The 15,489-nt window shown below is 67.5% G+C and carries 11 protein-coding genes; 1 reads left to right on the top strand and 10 read right to left on the bottom strand.

The genetic code is table 11. The annotated features are described in order from the left end of the window. Nucleotides 1–136 precede the first annotated feature (136 nt). Nucleotides 137–2,221: a polyprenyl synthetase family protein gene (locus IG75_RS0109365; protein ID WP_210436795.1), complete on the top strand. Its 2,085-nt coding sequence runs from the start codon at nucleotides 137–139 to the stop codon at nucleotides 2,219–2,221. A gap of 71 nt (nucleotides 2,222–2,292) precedes the next feature. Here IG75_RS0109365 and IG75_RS0109360 read toward each other — a convergent pair whose 3' ends face one another. The 10 genes from IG75_RS0109360 to IG75_RS0109315 all read right to left on the bottom strand — a co-directional run bounded on the left by IG75_RS0109360 (nucleotide 2,293) and on the right by IG75_RS0109315 (nucleotide 15,374). Beyond that, nucleotides 2,293–3,126, bottom strand: a complete 834-nt coding sequence (locus tag IG75_RS0109360) for an ABC transporter permease (RefSeq protein ID WP_036513237.1) — start codon at nucleotides 3,124–3,126, stop codon at nucleotides 2,293–2,295. Continuing rightward, nucleotides 3,123–3,728, bottom strand: a complete 606-nt coding sequence (locus tag IG75_RS0109355; protein WP_030520794.1) for an ABC transporter ATP-binding protein — start codon at nucleotides 3,726–3,728, stop codon at nucleotides 3,123–3,125. Before IG75_RS0109355 ends, IG75_RS0109360 begins: the two co-directional genes overlap by 4 nt. Before the next feature lie 213 nt (nucleotides 3,729–3,941). Then, nucleotides 3,942–6,509, bottom strand: coding sequence for a helix-turn-helix transcriptional regulator (locus IG75_RS0109350; RefSeq protein ID WP_156058794.1), 2,568 nt, complete (start codon nucleotides 6,507–6,509; stop codon nucleotides 3,942–3,944). A gap of 100 nt (nucleotides 6,510–6,609) precedes the next feature. Further along, on the bottom strand, nucleotides 6,610–7,650 hold the full coding sequence (locus IG75_RS0109345) for a terpene synthase family protein (protein WP_051714436.1): 1,041 nt from the start codon (nucleotides 7,648–7,650) through the stop codon (nucleotides 6,610–6,612). Beyond that, a complete protein-coding gene (locus tag IG75_RS0109340; RefSeq protein ID WP_051714435.1) occupies nucleotides 7,647–9,038 on the bottom strand; it encodes a cytochrome P450 in 1,392 nt (463 codons plus the stop codon). Before IG75_RS0109340 ends, IG75_RS0109345 begins: the two co-directional genes overlap by 4 nt. Before the next feature lie 15 nt (nucleotides 9,039–9,053). After that, the gene (locus IG75_RS0109335) at nucleotides 9,054–9,368 is read right to left on the bottom strand and encodes a hypothetical protein (RefSeq protein WP_030520790.1); all 315 of its coding nucleotides are present in this window, start codon (nucleotides 9,366–9,368) and stop codon (nucleotides 9,054–9,056) included. Between the two features lie 32 nt (nucleotides 9,369–9,400). Then, nucleotides 9,401–10,900, bottom strand: a complete 1,500-nt coding sequence (locus tag IG75_RS0109330) for an MFS transporter (protein ID WP_030520789.1) — start codon at nucleotides 10,898–10,900, stop codon at nucleotides 9,401–9,403. Continuing rightward, entirely contained in the window at nucleotides 10,897–12,132 is a 1,236-nt protein-coding gene (locus tag IG75_RS0109325) for an FxsB family cyclophane-forming radical SAM/SPASM peptide maturase (RefSeq protein ID WP_051714434.1), read from the bottom strand. The genes IG75_RS0109330 and IG75_RS0109325 overlap by 4 nt, the downstream gene beginning before the upstream one ends. A 77-nt stretch (nucleotides 12,133–12,209) precedes the next feature. After that, nucleotides 12,210–12,410: a hypothetical protein gene (locus IG75_RS0109320; protein WP_030520787.1), complete on the bottom strand. Its 201-nt coding sequence runs from the start codon at nucleotides 12,408–12,410 to the stop codon at nucleotides 12,210–12,212. 255 nt (nucleotides 12,411–12,665) lie between these two features. Next, the gene (locus tag IG75_RS0109315) at nucleotides 12,666–15,374 is read right to left on the bottom strand and encodes an AAA family ATPase (protein WP_030520786.1); all 2,709 of its coding nucleotides are present in this window, start codon (nucleotides 15,372–15,374) and stop codon (nucleotides 12,666–12,668) included. Nucleotides 15,375–15,489 lie beyond the last annotated feature (115 nt).

Raw genomic sequence — 15,489 nt, 5'->3', positions numbered from 1 at the left:
CGGGGGACGTATCGGGCCGCACACGAGTGGCCGGGCCGACGGTCGTTCGCGTAGCGCGGTGCGCACCACCACCGCGTGGTGGTCGTCGGCGAGGTGCGGTGAACGTCGAAGTCGTTCGATACCAACATCTTTGCGGGTGGGTGGTGACAGACTGACCGGCGGTGTTTGTAGATGTCCGATCCAGCAAGTCAGGAGTGCCCTCGTGCCACGTGAAATCGACTCGGCTGTCTTCCCGCATCTGGAGGCGGATCTGGACCGCGTCCGCGACCTTCTCGGACCTGTTCGACTGGAGAGCAGACCGGAACTGACCGCACTCACAGACGAAGGGCCGGGCACCTCGCGCCGTCTGGTCCGCCCGACTCTGACCCTACTGTCGTACTACCTGCTCACCGATCCGGAGACACCGGCGGCCGACCGGGCGGTGCGCGCCGCCGCCGCCGTGGAGATGATGCATCTGGGGTCGCTCTACCACGACGATGTCGTCGATCACGCGGCCCAGCGCCGCGGCCGTCCCAGTGCCAACGCGGTGTGGGGATCGCATATGGCCGTACTGGGTGGGGACGCGGTGACGTTCTCGGGCCTGCGCATGCTGGCCGAACTCGGCTCGCGCGAGGTTCTCGCGGCGACGATCGCGGGCGAGCAGATGTGCGCGGGCATGGTGATCGAGGCCGCCGACCTCTACGTGCCCTCCCGCAGCGAGCAGTCCTATCTGGACACGATCGACGGTAAGACGGCGGCGGTGCTGTCGCTGGCGTGCCGGGTGGGGGCGATGCAGGCCGGCCGCTCCGCGGACGAAGAAGAGGCGTTGGCGATGTTCGGCCGGCACTTCGGACTGGCCTACCAGCTGTATGACGACATTCTCGATCTGACCTCGACCGCCGCGGAAATGGGCAAGCCCGTCAATGCGGATCTGCCCGAGGGCATCTACACACTTCCGGTGATCCGCGCGGCCGCACACGACACGGACCTGGCCCGCCTGCTCCGCGGCAGAATGACGGCGGAGCAAGCCGCACAGGCCCGGGAACTGGTCATCGCCTCCGGCGCGGTCGACGAAGCCCGGGCGGTGGCCGGCCAATTCATCGACGAGGCCGCCGGTCGCCTCGCCGACCTGCCCGTTGCCGCGGACGCCCGGCGAGCGATGACCGCCTACATCCGGTCGATCCTCGACCGGCGCCCTTCTCACCTCGCGGTCTCCCGACCACCGACGCGGGCTCCGGAGGCTCCGGTCGACGACCTCCCACCGGGGGTCGCGGAATGGTTGACGAGCTGGTTGGTCGATACCGGCCTCGCTACCTCTGCCGCCGAGGCCGACTACCACCGATGGACCGGAGCGATCCGGAGCCGGGCACGAATTCTGGCCCCCGCGGCGGACGCGGCCCGCGAACAGACCGCCTACGGCATGGCCGTGCTGGCCCTCATGTGGGACGACCTCTTCGAGGATCCGCAGCTGACCGATCCGGAAGATGTGACCGCGCTGCGGCGGGGCATGGTGGCGACACTGCGCCAGGATCCGGACGAGCCGTGGCGGTCCGGCGCGATTCCGGCAGCATGGGCGAGCTTGTGGCCGCGCCTGCGCGAGGGTCGCACCGCCCGCTGGCAGGAGCGTTTCCTCGACGGCATCGAGGAATGGTTCGAAGCCGCCGAACGCGAAGCACACCATCGCATCGGCGGCTATATTCCCGCCACCGCCGACTACCTGCCATTGCGGATGTCGACCAGTGGACTGGAAACCGCCATCGCCGTCATGGAGATGTATCACGACCGGGAACTGCCCGTGAAAGTGCGCAACCACCCCGTCATCCGCCGTCTCGAGGAACTCGGCTTCTGGGTGACCTTCGTGGAGAACGACCTGGTGGGGTTGGCACAGGACGAGGCCGACCGAGTCCCCTACAACCTGGTCAGGGCGGTCCGTCACGAGACGGGCTGCACCCGCGGCGAAGCCGTCGAGCAGGTGCGGCGCCAGGTCGCCGAGCATCGCGCCCAGTTCGAGTCGGCGATTCGCTACGTGCCGACCCTCTTCCGCGTGCTTCCCGGCCTGTCGGGCAAGGGGAAGGACTACGCGGAGATGTACGGAAGTATGGCGAGAATGGGGCTCTGGGGACGCGAGAGCGATAGGTATACGCCGACGTCGAATTCCGTGATTTCCGCGGCGCCGGACCTGGAACGCTTGCGCCGTGAGGTCTACTACCGGGCCGCCGAACCCGCTCCCGCGGTGCTGTAACTCCCGCGGCCGGGCACTGCAGAGGCTTCATCCCGGGCTGTCCACCATTGCGGGCAGCCCGGGATGTGCGCTCAGTGTTTCGCCGGCTGTCCGGACTTCGTCGGTCCGAGGGGGCGGAATCCGGAGAGGTGAATCCACCGCGTGGGTCCGAGGGATGAGCGGGTGCGCAGATGGAAGGCGACCAGTCCGGCGAGGGCGCTCGCGGTGAACCAGACCAGTTGCACGGCGAAACCCGCGAATTGCGTGGTGTCGGAGAAACCGGCCGCGGTCGAGGCCTGCATCGCACCGTAGGAAGGTAGCCAGCGGACGAATTCGCTGTCCGCGCCGCTGCTGGCGATGGGGTTCTGCACCGCCATGTCGAAACAGCTGATCATCGCTATGGCGAACATGCCCTCCACTTCGCGGCGCAGCAGTGCGCCGAGAGCGACACCCAGCGCCCCGTAGGTCATCGCCGCGCAGAACAGCGCCGCAGCGAGCTGGACCGGCCGTTGCGGCGACCAGTAGCAGCAGATGACAGCGGTGGCATAGGCGCAGACCCCCAGTGAGGCCACGACAAGGCAGGCAATTTTCGCCAGAGCCAGTGCCACCCGGGGAAATCCGGCCATCGACAGACGCCGGTCGAAAGCTCCGCTGCTGAAAGTCGCCGCGAACATCATGAACCCGATGATCAGCGAGACCGCGGTGAGGGCGCCGCTGATCTGGGCGAGCTCATTGCCATCGGCGCGCAGCACGAGACCGGTGTCCCGGAGCCGGAACGGTACCTCGATATCCGTGACGGCCACACGCACCAGCGTGATCAGAACGGGAACGAACACGGCCACCAGCACCATGGCGAACCGGTTACGCGCGTGCTCGACCAGGCCGTAGCGCGTGGCGATCAGGAACAGCCGCACACCGTCGCTCATCCGGCTGTCTCCGGTGTGCTCCGGAGCGCGCCCTCGTGTAACCGCCACACCTGATCCAGCCTGTCGGTGTCGTGCGCCAGATGCGAGACGACCAGCACCGACCGGCCGGTGTCCCGGAATTCCGCGACCAGATCCCAGAAACGCAGATACGTTTCCCAGTCGAAACCCTGATACGGCTCGTCGAGCAACAGGACCTGCGGATCGTGCATGACCGCGAGCGTGAGGTTGAGCTTCTGCCGGGTGCCGCCGCTCAGCGTGCCGACCCGCTCACCGGCATATTCGGAGAAGCGCAGGATTTCCATGGTTTCCTCGGCCCGCCGCAGGTCCGGGACGGCGTAGGCCGCGGCGAAGAAGTCCAGGTGCTGGCGAACTGTGAACGCATCGTTCAGCACCACCTGCTGGGGGCAGTAACCGAACCGACCACGGTGCCGGATCACCCCGCGGTCCGGTCGCAACTCTCCGGAGAGCACCTTCAGCAATGTCGATTTGCCGACGCCGTTCTCGCCGACGATTCCTACCAGCGCCCCGGCGGGCAGCGCGATGTCGATGCCGCGCAACACCGACCGCCTGCCGTACGAATGGTGGACGTCCTCCACTTCCATCAACGCCCCTTGTCTTCCGCCGACGTAGTGGCCGGTTCGCCGCACGCATGCTACCAACGAACAGGCAGTAGGAAGGCGAAATCATCGTCCGCGCAAGGCATATGCGTCCGAACCCGATTGCGGGAGGCGTGGCTTCCGCTGGAATCGCAGCACAGTCACGACTTTCGGCGCCCGGGCGCAGTCCCGCGTGACAGAGCGGCCATCTCCATCCGGTCAGCGAAGACGAGGATTCGAACGGCCGCGCTGTGGCTTCCGTGCGGCTTCCTCGTTCACCCGGTCCTGACGATCGGCCGGTACGAGAGAGCGAATAGCCGCGCGGGAGCCGATCATCAATTTGTGGAGTACGGAGGCCATTTGAGCGTCGACAGTCTTGGAGGAGCTGCCGCGCCGGACGGCGATGGCCGTGTTGGTCCATCCCGCGGCGGCGAGTATGGCGACCTCCTGCTCGGCCGCCGACAGTTGCTGCCACGGTGAGGGGCGGCTGCGCCGGACCGGATGTTCGACGGGCAACCTGTCCATGGACAGGTTGCCCAATGCCAGCTGCGCCACTTCGCCGAACTCCGGCCGCAACAGCGCACCCTCCCGCTCCGCCTCCGTGAAGGCGTCGTCCTTCAGTATTGTCCGGGCGGTGTCCGCGGCGAGTTCGGTTTCGGTGGCGAACGGGCCGAGGTGGGCGATATCCACCCCGAGCCCCTCGCGGAGCGTGGCCCCGCCGCCGAGCAGGCGTGCGATATCGCGTGCCCGGGCCGTCGCGGCCGCGGAGGGCTCGTCGCCGGCGGCGTCGACCAGGCGGGCCAGCGTCCATGCCTGGATGTGTACGGCCCACACCGCGCCCCACCGGTCGCGCATCGCGAGCTGATCGGACAATGTCGCGCGCCCCAGGGTGAGCGCCTCACCCGTGTCGCCGTGCTTACTCGACGCGATCGCCCAGGCCAGCCTCGCCCAGCAGATCGCCCACTGGGCACCGGAGCGCTCGGCGTTGCGGAGATGGGTGCGGCACGTTTCCAGCGCTTCCTCGGCAGTGCCGAAGAAGGCGGCGGCCAGCGCTTCGAACAGTTCACTCATCGCGGCGGCGCCCTCGTCTCCCTCGGCGGTGAAACGCGCCCGCGATCGGGCCAGGACGGAGATCGCCCGCGGATCGCGTCGGATCAGCATCAGCTCGGCACCTCGGGCGAATTCGACCGCGGCGGGGAGCCCGAGATCCACCTCGGGTTCCGCACGCCAGCGCACCCGGTCCGCCGCGTCGGGCACGCAGCGGGCGACGCATTCGTCGAGCATCCGTGCGGCCTCGCGGGGCAACCCCTGGCACAGGCTGATCCAGGCGATCAGTGACATCGCCCCGACCTGCAGCGGCACCGGCTCGGGGTCGAGGTCCCGGGTCGCCGCGAGGGCGCGCTCGGCCCACCGGCGTGGTTCCCGCAACGAGCCGGTGAAGAACGGGATGCGCAAGGCGATGAGCCCGGCGGCGATCTCGAGTCCGACGGCCGCCTCGCCCGGCGTGGCGATACTGCTCTCCATGGCCGACTGCAGATTGTCCCAGGCCACCCGCGCCCAATCGAGCAGTGCCTGCTCGTCGGGCCCGAACCAGCCGGCTCGGGCCGCGGCCACCTTGTCGCGGTAGTAGCGGCGGTGCCTGCGCGCCAGCCGGTCGGCCTCCGCACCGTGGTCTCGTAGGCGTTGCTGGGCGAAGAGCCGAATGGTTTCGGCCATCGAAAAACGCACCGTGGTCTCGGTCAGGTGGATCGACACCAGGGACTGATCCACCAACCGCAGCAGCAGGCCTTCGATCTCGGCGCGGGCCAATCCGTCCGCGCGCCCGGTGTCGTCGTCGGCGCAGACCGCTTCGATGGCTTCCAGTTCGGCGCCGACGTCCTGTCCGGCCGCGTCGGCGCTGTCGGTGCCGATGTCGTAGCCGGCCGCGAACACCGACAGGCGGTCGAACAACAGCTGTTCTTTGTCCCGGCAGAGATCGTAGGACCAGGCGATGACATCGCGGATGCCCCGATGCCGGACGTCCGCTCCGACTCTGGGTCCGTTCTGCCACTGCAACCGCCGGTCGCCCGCCTCACCACTGAGGTCACGCAGGATCATCGGCAGCGGCTGACGCGACAGTCGTGCGGCCGCCAGCCGGATATAGAGCGGATGATTGTGTACCCGCCGGCAGATCGCGGCGGCCAGGTCGCTTTCCTCATCGGCGAGGGTATGCCCGACGAGGTCGGCGCGGGCACGGAACAAGTCCAGCGCCTGCTCATGCGACAGCGCGGGCACCGGCACCAGCTGTTCGTCGACCCACCCGATCGCCTCGCGGCTGGTGGCCAGCACGGTGAGCCCGGGTGCCGCGTCGAGCAGGCCGGCGATCACCGCGCCCGCACCGTCGAGCACATGTTCGCAGTTGTCCATGACCAGGATCGTCTGCGCGTTCCGCCCGGCCGCGTCGCGGCGGCGCAGCGTGTCCAGTACCGCATCCCATGCCGACCTCCCGGAGAAATCGGCCTCGACCACCGAGCCCGCGACCTGTTCCTCCACCGCTGTCGCCTCCGCGCCCCGCGGCAGTACGGCCAGCCGCACCCAGTGCACCGGGACGCGCCGCGCCCGTTGGAAGCGCTGGACGGCCTCGGTCGCCAATCGGGTTTTTCCGATGCCGCCCGCACCGATCAAGGTCACCAGGCGAGTGCTGCCCAGCAACGCCATCCCGATTTTTTCCAGCTCCCGCTCCCGGCCCACGAAATCGCTGGCAGCCGCGGGCGGAAATCCGCTGACAGACGTTCGTCCTGCCGACACACGGGTAGCCTAGCGGAGCAAGGCCCCGGAGATAATCGAAAGAACGCTGTGGTCGGCGATACCCGAGTACACGCCGCGAGCCGGTTGTCCGGACAGTGCGTCATACCTGCCACCACCAGTCGATCGACGAAATCCCCGGGGGATCGGGTGACGAATCGGTAGGGGAGTCGTCGATGGTGAAACAGTCGGCCACCGATCGCCCGTCGACTCGGTAACGTTCGACGTCGAGCGCCCAATCGAGGTTGCCGCGGACCACATGCCGCAGGCCCTGGAGATAGCGACGGGTGTCTGTGCTCAGCCCACTCGTCCGTGTGCCTGCGCGGAGGAACCGGCACATGATCCGGTCACGCAACCGCACGGCTCGTGCGATGGCCTCGTCCGGCCCGCAGGCATGGCGCGCTGCGATCACCGTCAGCAGATCGTGTTGGTTGGTCTCGTTCAACGCCACTGTCTTGGGATGGGAGTGCAGGTCGTTGTCCAGGGCCGCGAGCACACGTGCCATCTCGGTGAGTGCCCGGACCCGGGGTAGCTCCGACTCCGCCGCCGGAGGTTCGTACGCGTTCACCAGTTCGGTACTGACGGTAACGATTTCGCCTGCCGCGTTGTTGATCCGGATGGCGAGGTACTCGTCCACGCTCGGCGTCGTGGTCGCACTCATCTCCGCGCAGACCCCGAACAACCAGGCGCGGTGGGCCTGAACCCATCGACGATGCTGGACGGGTGTGACACATGCGGTGAACCGTGCCGAGATATCGACGAGGCTGCTCACCAGCGGATCGGTCTCCCGTAACACCGATCCCGGCGCCTCCAGCACGCGGACGATCTCGGTGGCATAGGACACGAACCCACCGAGATCCTTCGACAGTGGGCCACGGTCGAAGCGATCGTCGAATGCGAATCCCCAATAGGCCCAATCCGAAGCGATCTGCAGTCGATCGGCACAGCCGTGAGGTGCCATCCGCGCCATGAACTCGGCCGATTTGGTCGCGATCAGTGCGCGTCCCTGGTGATGATCATCAAGGAACTCGCCGGCCCTCAACCACTCGATCGACCGGTTTTCGACCGTCTCGACCGCAGGATGAATCGCGGGTTCGATCGGGCAGAAGATCCCCGGCGGAGCAGGCTGTCCGAGAATCGTCATCGAGGGCCTCCCGCCGACGGCGGAGCACCGCCACACCTGGCGGACTGAACGCGGATCCGCAGGTCGCGGGGGTGCAGTGCCATCGCCACCGCAGGACGGGCGTGGGTGCCGACCCGATGGCGAATCCGCCACCGGCCGGCGATCGTGGCCAGGGCCAGTGACAGTTCTGTGATCGCGAAGGCCTCGCCCGGGCATCGCCGCGGGCCGGCGCCGAATGCCACGAACCCCTTCCGCTGGATCGGCGGGTGCGGGGTGTCCCATCGGTCGGGATCGAAGCGATTCGGGTTCCGATAGAGATCGTTGCGACGGTGCAGAATATAGGGGCTGTACACCACAGAGGTGCCGGCGGGCAGGTCGTAGCGGCCCAGTCGAGTATCGGTGGTGACTGTTCTGGTGAACAGCCAGCCGGGTGGATAGAGCCGCAGTGCTTCGGTGACGATGTGTCCCGTCAGCGGCAGGTCGGGCAGGTCTCGGTAGCGGGCCGGAGCGCCATCCAGGACTCGGGCCGTCTCCTGATGCAGACGTTCCTCGATCTCGGGATGGGCCACGAGCAGATGCAACGCCCAAGCGAGCGCGCTCGCGGTGGTCTCCGATCCGGCGATGAAGAAAGCCATGAGCTGATCGCAGATCTGACTGTCGGTCATGCCGCTGCCGATGTCGGTGGGTGCGGCTGTTTCGGTGGGGAGCCGGGCCGAGAGCATGGCCGATACCAGGTCGCCATGGTCGGTGCCGTCGATCCGCCGCTCGGCGACAATGTCCGCCATCAACTCGCGAAGACGTGTGTGCGCTCGCCCATACCGGCGATTGCCGGGCGTGGGTAACCGATTCAGCAGCGGCGGCGCCAGCATCTGCCGGTACAGCCCGTGGACGATAACCGTGACATCGGCCAGTGCTCGATCGCGGACGTGCGGTGCCAGTGCGCCGGAGAACATGGTCGCCATCACAGTGTGTGTGGCCAGGCGTAATGTCTCGGCCAGCATATCCACGACCGCACCGTCGCTCCAGGCGGCGGTCATGGCATCGGCCTCGGCCGTCATCGCTCGGCCGTAATCCGCGAGTCGTGCGCGGCCGAACGTCGGCCGGATCAACGACCGCTGCCGACGATGCATACGGTGCGGACAGGTGATCACGTTGTCACCCACGACCTTCCGTGCTGTGTCGAACAGCGGGCCGCCCTTGTCGAAAGTGCGATCGTCACGAAGGACTCGATCGGCGAGGTCCGGGTCGCACACCACGACGGCGGCCCCGGGACCGATCCGTATTTTCACGAGCTCACTGCCGTCATTCGCCAGAGACGACAGGAATCCCAGCGGATCTCTCAGCAACGTCAGAGCATGACCGACCGGCCAGACCGACCCGGAAGCCGGCGGGACCCGGGACTCAGCCATGGCAGGCGGCCGGCATCAGGAACCGACCTCGTGCACGACCAATTCGCCATGCGCTACCAGGGCCGTCTGCAGAACGGGGCGGGATACCGTCTCCGACAGATGGCCGTGCGGTGTGATCACCGCGATCGCGGCAGCCCGTCGGCATTCCATGAGCAGATCGACGAACGCGGGCGGCAGCCCCGCGCTCCACGGCCGCGGCTCGTGGAACACCGTGCCCAGCTCGTAGCCGAGCGCGCTCGCGGCAGCTCGTAGCATGCCTTCCGCCGCGCCGCATTCGCTGAGTAGATCGTCGCGCAGGTACCCGTAGGCAAGTGGCAGTACTTCGGTCATCGCAGACACCGTTCCTGTTCGTGCCGGCCGGCTCAGAAAAGCTTCTGCCGCGACCGACGGCAATCCTTTCCACCGATCTCCCTACCGCGCGGAGCCGGCCTTCGATCTTCCGAGTCCCGGGCCGGTGCGGCCGGCCGGGTTCTCGCCGGCTCACCACGCGTTCCGTGGCGTGGTTCGCGACCGCACTCGGCGAGAACCCCTCGATCCCGCTGCGTCGTAGCCGCTGACCACCGACGAATCGAGAATCGCCGGATAGGTAGAAACAACACATCGGCAGCTCGACGTCGGCCACGGGTATGGTGCCGGCCGATCGCCCCGCCGACGGGAACCGCGGGTGTGTCGGGCGATCGCCCTGTCGAACAACCGGCCAGTGCGAGCCCGAACATAGCTCCGACCAGCACCCATCCGGTGGCGGCCGGACCGAGCACGGTGAGCAGGTAGCCGGCGGTGAGTGCGCCGAGTGCGACCGCCCCGTCTGTCACCATCGACACTGTGCCGACTGCGCGGCCCAGCACCTCTTCGGGAATTCGTTCCACTCGGAAAAGGGTCAGGGCGACGTTCACCACGGTGCCGACCGCACCGACGCCGAACCACGCCGCGCCCACGACCAGCGGGTGGGAACACAAGGCGATGGGAACCAGCAACGCGGTCCAGCACCACAGTGCCGAGCGATACAGCTGCTGTGCGCCGAACCTGGTAGCCAGGGAGGCCGCCACAGCGGAGCCGATAATTCCGCCTACCCCGGCGGCGCCCAGGACGACTCCGACCACCCAGACCGGCCGCGTGGATCGTTCGATATCCACGATGATCAGCAGGATGACGACCTGGATGACCATATTCGACAAACCGCTGATGACCGTCGAACTGCGCAGAAAGGGCTCGCTGAGAACCAGGTGAGCCCCCGTCCGCAGGGTTGCGGGCGCCGCCTCCGCCGAACTGTCGTTCCGGCGTGTCGGGTCGATCCGAATCGATGACAGAGTGCACAGACAGATCAGATAGGTGACGGCGTCGGCGACGAAAGGCATCCACCGAGCGCTGCCGTATATTGCCGCGCCGACCGCTCGACCGATCACCAGCGCAATGGGCTGTTCGGCCTCGAACAGTGCGAACGCGGCCGGACGCTGCGGGGTGTCCACCACATCCCGGACCATCGCCAGTTCACTCATGCCGAAGAAAACGAAGGCCGTTCCTTCGACGAAGGCGGCGATGATCAGCAGGAGTCCCGGTTCGGGTGGATCGAATGCCAGGATCAGGCAGGCCGAACAGGCCGCGGCGAGCCCCGTCGTCTGGCAGATGATCATGACCAGCCGCCTGTTACAGCGGTCGGCGGCGATCCCCGCCGGGATCTGGAAAATCAGGGCCGGTAGGGAGACCGCGAATCCGACCCAACCGGCGAGGGCCGCCGAGCCGGTGATCGCCAGCGCCAGCAACGGGTAGGCGATGCGCACACCGTGGAACCCGATCAGCGATATCGCGTTACCCGACCACAGCAGGACGAAATTCCGGTTTCCGAAGATGCCGGAACCGCTCATCGGCCCGCCGCGGCCTGCAGATCGGCCCGGAGCCGGGACTCGATATGCCTGATCAATTTTTCGAGATCGGCGCAGTACACCGAGGGATTCCGGAATCCACTTCCGGCCCGGTAGCGATGCGCGTAGTGTCCTGCGCCGCAGACTCGGTGGACCGGGCAGGCGCGGCAGCCCGAGTCCAGCGCCTCGATACCGATCTGCCGTGCGATCACCGCAGGTTCGCCCATCGCTCGGTCGAGCGCGTTGCCGCCGGTTCCGCCCTCGAGCCTGGCGGCGCCCGCGAAGGCGGACTTCAGCGCATCGACCTGTTCCAGGCTGCCGTCCGTCTCGACCACGGCGAGCTGAACCGGTGCGAGGCCCACCGACTCGGAGGAGCCGGTGCCGCCGATCAGCAGCTCGATGATCTCGTCGAAGAGCCGGATACGGGTCTCGGCGACGGGGGCGCCGTACCAGCGATCGAAGATCGCGACGAGCCAGTCGGCGTACGGCGTCAGCCTCCGGTCGGCGGTCCGGGCCGGCGGCGGGGCGGACCAGTTGCCGTGCGGTAGGAGCAGATCGAGGGCCGGGGGGCCGAAACCGAGCAGTGCCTCGTAGGTGTCGAGCGGATCGTTGTCGATATCGATCGTGCAGAGCAGTCCCGAGTACAGCCTCCGGTAGTCCGGGCCGGTCAGCAGCCGTAGTCCCGCGCTGACATCGGCGTAGCTGCCGGCGCCCCGGCGGTATTTCCGGTGCCGGTCGTGCCCGCGCTCGTCACCGTCGAGACTGACGCCGATCTCCACGTCGTGGCGAGCGCAGATATCGAGGAATTCCGTATCGATCAGGACACCGTTGGTCTGCATGCCGAGCCGGACCCGGGTGGTCGGCTCGAGGATGTCGCGGGCCCGGCGCGCGAAGCGATCCAGCGTGGCATGCCCGACCAGCAGCGGTTCGCCCCCGTGGAATACGAGACTCACCACGGGCAGCGCGAAGCGAGCGGCGTGGTCGCGGATCATCCGGCAGGCGTGGTCGAAGATCGGATCCGCCATGATCTTGGGCCGGCTCTTCCAGCTCTGGTCCGACATCTCGTACATGTAGCAGTAGTCGCAGGCCAGGTTGCAGCGACTGTGAATCTTCATGACGAACTGCGTGAACGGGAGGGCCTGCCGCTGTACTTCGCGGATCTCTCGGGCATTCCGCTCGCCGGCGGGCCATTCCTCCGCCGCCGAGTACTGCGGGGATTCCGTACTCGATGTCATAGCGATTTCCTCGTCGTTTCCGGCTTCCGGTGTCCCGGCGCTCCGGGAAAGCGCCGGGACAGGGTTGCGCGCGCCGGTCAGACGGTCGGCACGATGAAGGAGTTGAAATTGCCCTTGTTCTCGATGAAGGAGTTGAAGTTTCCTCGTTTACGTTCGTCCGAGGGGGTCAAGTGCGCCCGCAGGGCATCCGGGATGGATGTCGATCCGGTGCACTCTCGGGCGAGCTCGACGAGGCCGGCTCCGGCGGTGACGCCCCGCGGGACGGTGTGGACGGGCATGGCGTGCCTTTCTGTTGGAACGGCCGGGCGTTCCCGCGTTGTCCGTGCGGCGAACAGCCGGCTGCGGGACGCCGAGGAAGAAGGGCGAGACTGCCCGGATCGGGTGGGGCCCAACCGCGACGGGACCGGCGTAATCGTTTCGCCCGTCCGCGGTGTGGCGTCCGTCGATAACGGTACGGTGGCTTCTCCGGCCGCGGTATCGGTCATTCGCCCGGTCGCGTGATCGGTCGCATCGGACTGTTGACCGGTCTGCCCTCAGACGTCCGACGGATCGCCGAGGTCGAGTATCAACCGAGACAGTGCTCGTCGATTGCTGACACCGAGTTTGGGAAAGGCCCGGTACAGGTGATAGGAGACCGTTTTGGGGCTGAGTCGCAATCGAGCGCCGATCTCCCGATTGGTCGACCCGTCCGCGGCGAGGCGCACCACTTGCAGTTCCTGTGGAGTCAACCGGGCGGACACGGCGGCGACCGGAGCCGAGTCCGTTCCTTGACCGGCGGCGCGTAGTTCTGTGCGTGCCCTTCCCGCCCACGGCGAGGCACCGAGACGCTCGAAAGTTTTCTCTGCTGCCTGCAGTACGGCGCGCGCCTTCAAGGTGGAGCGCTCCCGGCGTAGCCATTCGCCGTAGAGAAGGCCCGTACGGGCGTGATCGAACCAACGGTGCGCGTCGGCATGCAGCGCAAGCGCACGTGTGAAGGCGGCCTCATCTTGCTCGAGTAGCCCGCGGCAGCGGAGCAGTTGCGCTTCGATCCAGGGCGCGGAATTGGCGGCAGACCAGCGCTCCAGAAGCGACATCGGTTCCTCGGCCAGTATCGGATCGCACCGGGCCGCCGCTTCGACATGGTCGCTGAGCAGTGGAATCCAGCAGCCGATGGCCCGGTCTCGATGGTCGGCCGCCGCTTCGAAGTGGGCCATTGCCCCCTCGTGCCGTCCGGAACTCAGCTCGAGAAGGCCCAATGCCCACCGGGCGGTTACGGAGCCGCTCGTATCGAGGGGAGAGGTCGCGCCGGGCAGGTTCTCCTCTGCCAGCATTCGACAGCGCTCCTGTTCTCCCCGGACCGCGGCGAGGACTGCCAGGCCGGCGCCGGTGCGGGCAGCCCGGTCGGGTTGGTCGATCTCGCGGGCGATCCGCAGGCTCTCCACGAGTACGCGTTCGGCTTCCCGGAAGCGGCCGAGCAGCGTTTCGGCAGTGCCCACAGCGATGCCGACGATCGGGAGGCGTCCCACCATCCCGTGTTTACGACATGCGTTTCGCAGCTCGACCAGATCGGTACGAGCCTCGTCGATCTCACCCACGCTGATCGCCTGCACGGCGAGCATGAACCGGATCGAGTGATCCGCGGCGAACCGAGTCCGGCCGAGATGGAGGCCGCTGCGGACGGTACGAACCGCGTGTGCCCGGTCTCCCGCACCGTCGTTGCAGGATATCTGGCCGTCCAGCACGGCGAGATATGCGTCGCGTCCGGCGCCGGCCTCCAGGGCGGCGAGGGCAGCCCGAGCGGTGAGCACCCGGGCGGGATCCGGGTCGGGCCACGCAGCTCCCGCCGCGTGGACGTACATCCGTGCCGCGGCATCCGGATCCGCAGCGGACAGGTGTGCGGCAGCGTCGGTGAATGCGTCGTACGCGCCCCGCGGGTCACCCTGGGCCGACAGGATGCGACCGCGTGCCGCCGACAGCCGCGCGAGGTCCGCAGGAGCGCCGTCGTGCGAGGCGATTTCCGCTACCAAGCCGTGGGCGCGGTGCCCCTGTCCGGCCTCGATATTGGCTTCCAGGGCGGCCGAGAGCCGGCGGTGACGGTTCTCCGGATCGGGCGACAGGCGGCCCGCGTGTTCGGAGGCGAGGGCGGCACACCGGAAGTCGGTATTGCGCCGTGCGCGCTCCGCTACCGCTTCCAGAGCAGCCGCGGCGGCTTCATCGGGTGAGGTTGCGGCGGCAGCCAGGTGCCACGCCTTCAGCTCGGGATCGTCGATACTCGCCGCAATGGTGGCGTGGACGAACAGCCGCATACTGTAGGGGGCCATCCGGTAGGCGGCCGCTCGTTCGAGTGGATGCCGGAAAGTGATCGAATATTCCGAGATCCCGATCACGCCGATCCGTTCCGCCGCGTCCAATGCCGCTGCGGTCGAGCCGAATTCGGCGAGGACACGAATGGCGACGATCAAGCTTCCACTGCAATCAGCGGCGACCACCAGCAAGGCGATTCGAGTGTCCTCGGGAAGGGTGAGGATATCGCGCTCGTACTCGCGTTGGAGGCGATCGGTCAGCGCCAACGGACCCAGCGTCGGCAGATCGCTGTTCGCACCGGGTAATTCGAGGAGCGCCGCGGGGTTGCCGGCCGCGGTGTCGAGGACTCGTTCACGTGTGTCGGACGGTAGGCCGGGGAGCCGCTCGGTCAGCAGCGCTCTCGAGTCGTCCCGGTCGAGAGGCCGCAACACGATCTCGGGTATTCCAGAGGCGCAGTGTGGTGTGCGCGCGGTCATGAGTACGGCTACCCGATGCGTGGTGAGCCGACGCATGGCGAACGTCAGCGCATCGATCGAGGGCCGGTCCCACCACTGGGCATCGTCGATCAGGCAGAGCACCGGGCGTTCGGCGGCGAGCTCGGACCAGAGCGTGAGTATTCCGAGGCCGAACCGGTGGCTGTTGTTGTCCGGGTGCACCGCCTCGGCGCCGACCATCGGCGTCGAGGCGGTATGAACCGGTTCCGGTATTTCCCTTCCGGTGTCCGGTATCGGTGCCAGCAACTGGTGCAACCCTGCGTAGGCCAGGTTTTCTTCACGCTCGATTCCGCTGCCACGCAGAATAATCCAGGTGTGGTCTGCCAGGTTCGCCGCGTAGTCCAAGAGTGTGGTCTTGCCCTGGCCGGGCTCGCCGGTGATCAGTAGGGAGCCACCCCGGCCTGTTCGGCTGCCCTCGATGAGCGTGGCGATCCGCTCGATTACCTCGTCACGACCGTGCAGCACGCGGCCAACGTTTCCTTCCTCTCGACGGGTCGTCGGCTTCCCGGTGGCGATCGGACAGAGTCGAGGAGTCGTCTCGCGCCGGTCGCTGTGGGAGCCGGTTCGTCACTGCCCGGTG

Source organism: Nocardia rhamnosiphila NBRC 108938, assembly GCF_000720425.1.
Taxonomy (GTDB): Bacteria; Actinomycetota; Actinomycetes; order Mycobacteriales; family Mycobacteriaceae; genus Nocardia; species Nocardia rhamnosiphila.
This window is presented reverse-complemented; position numbering and strand designations above follow the sequence as displayed.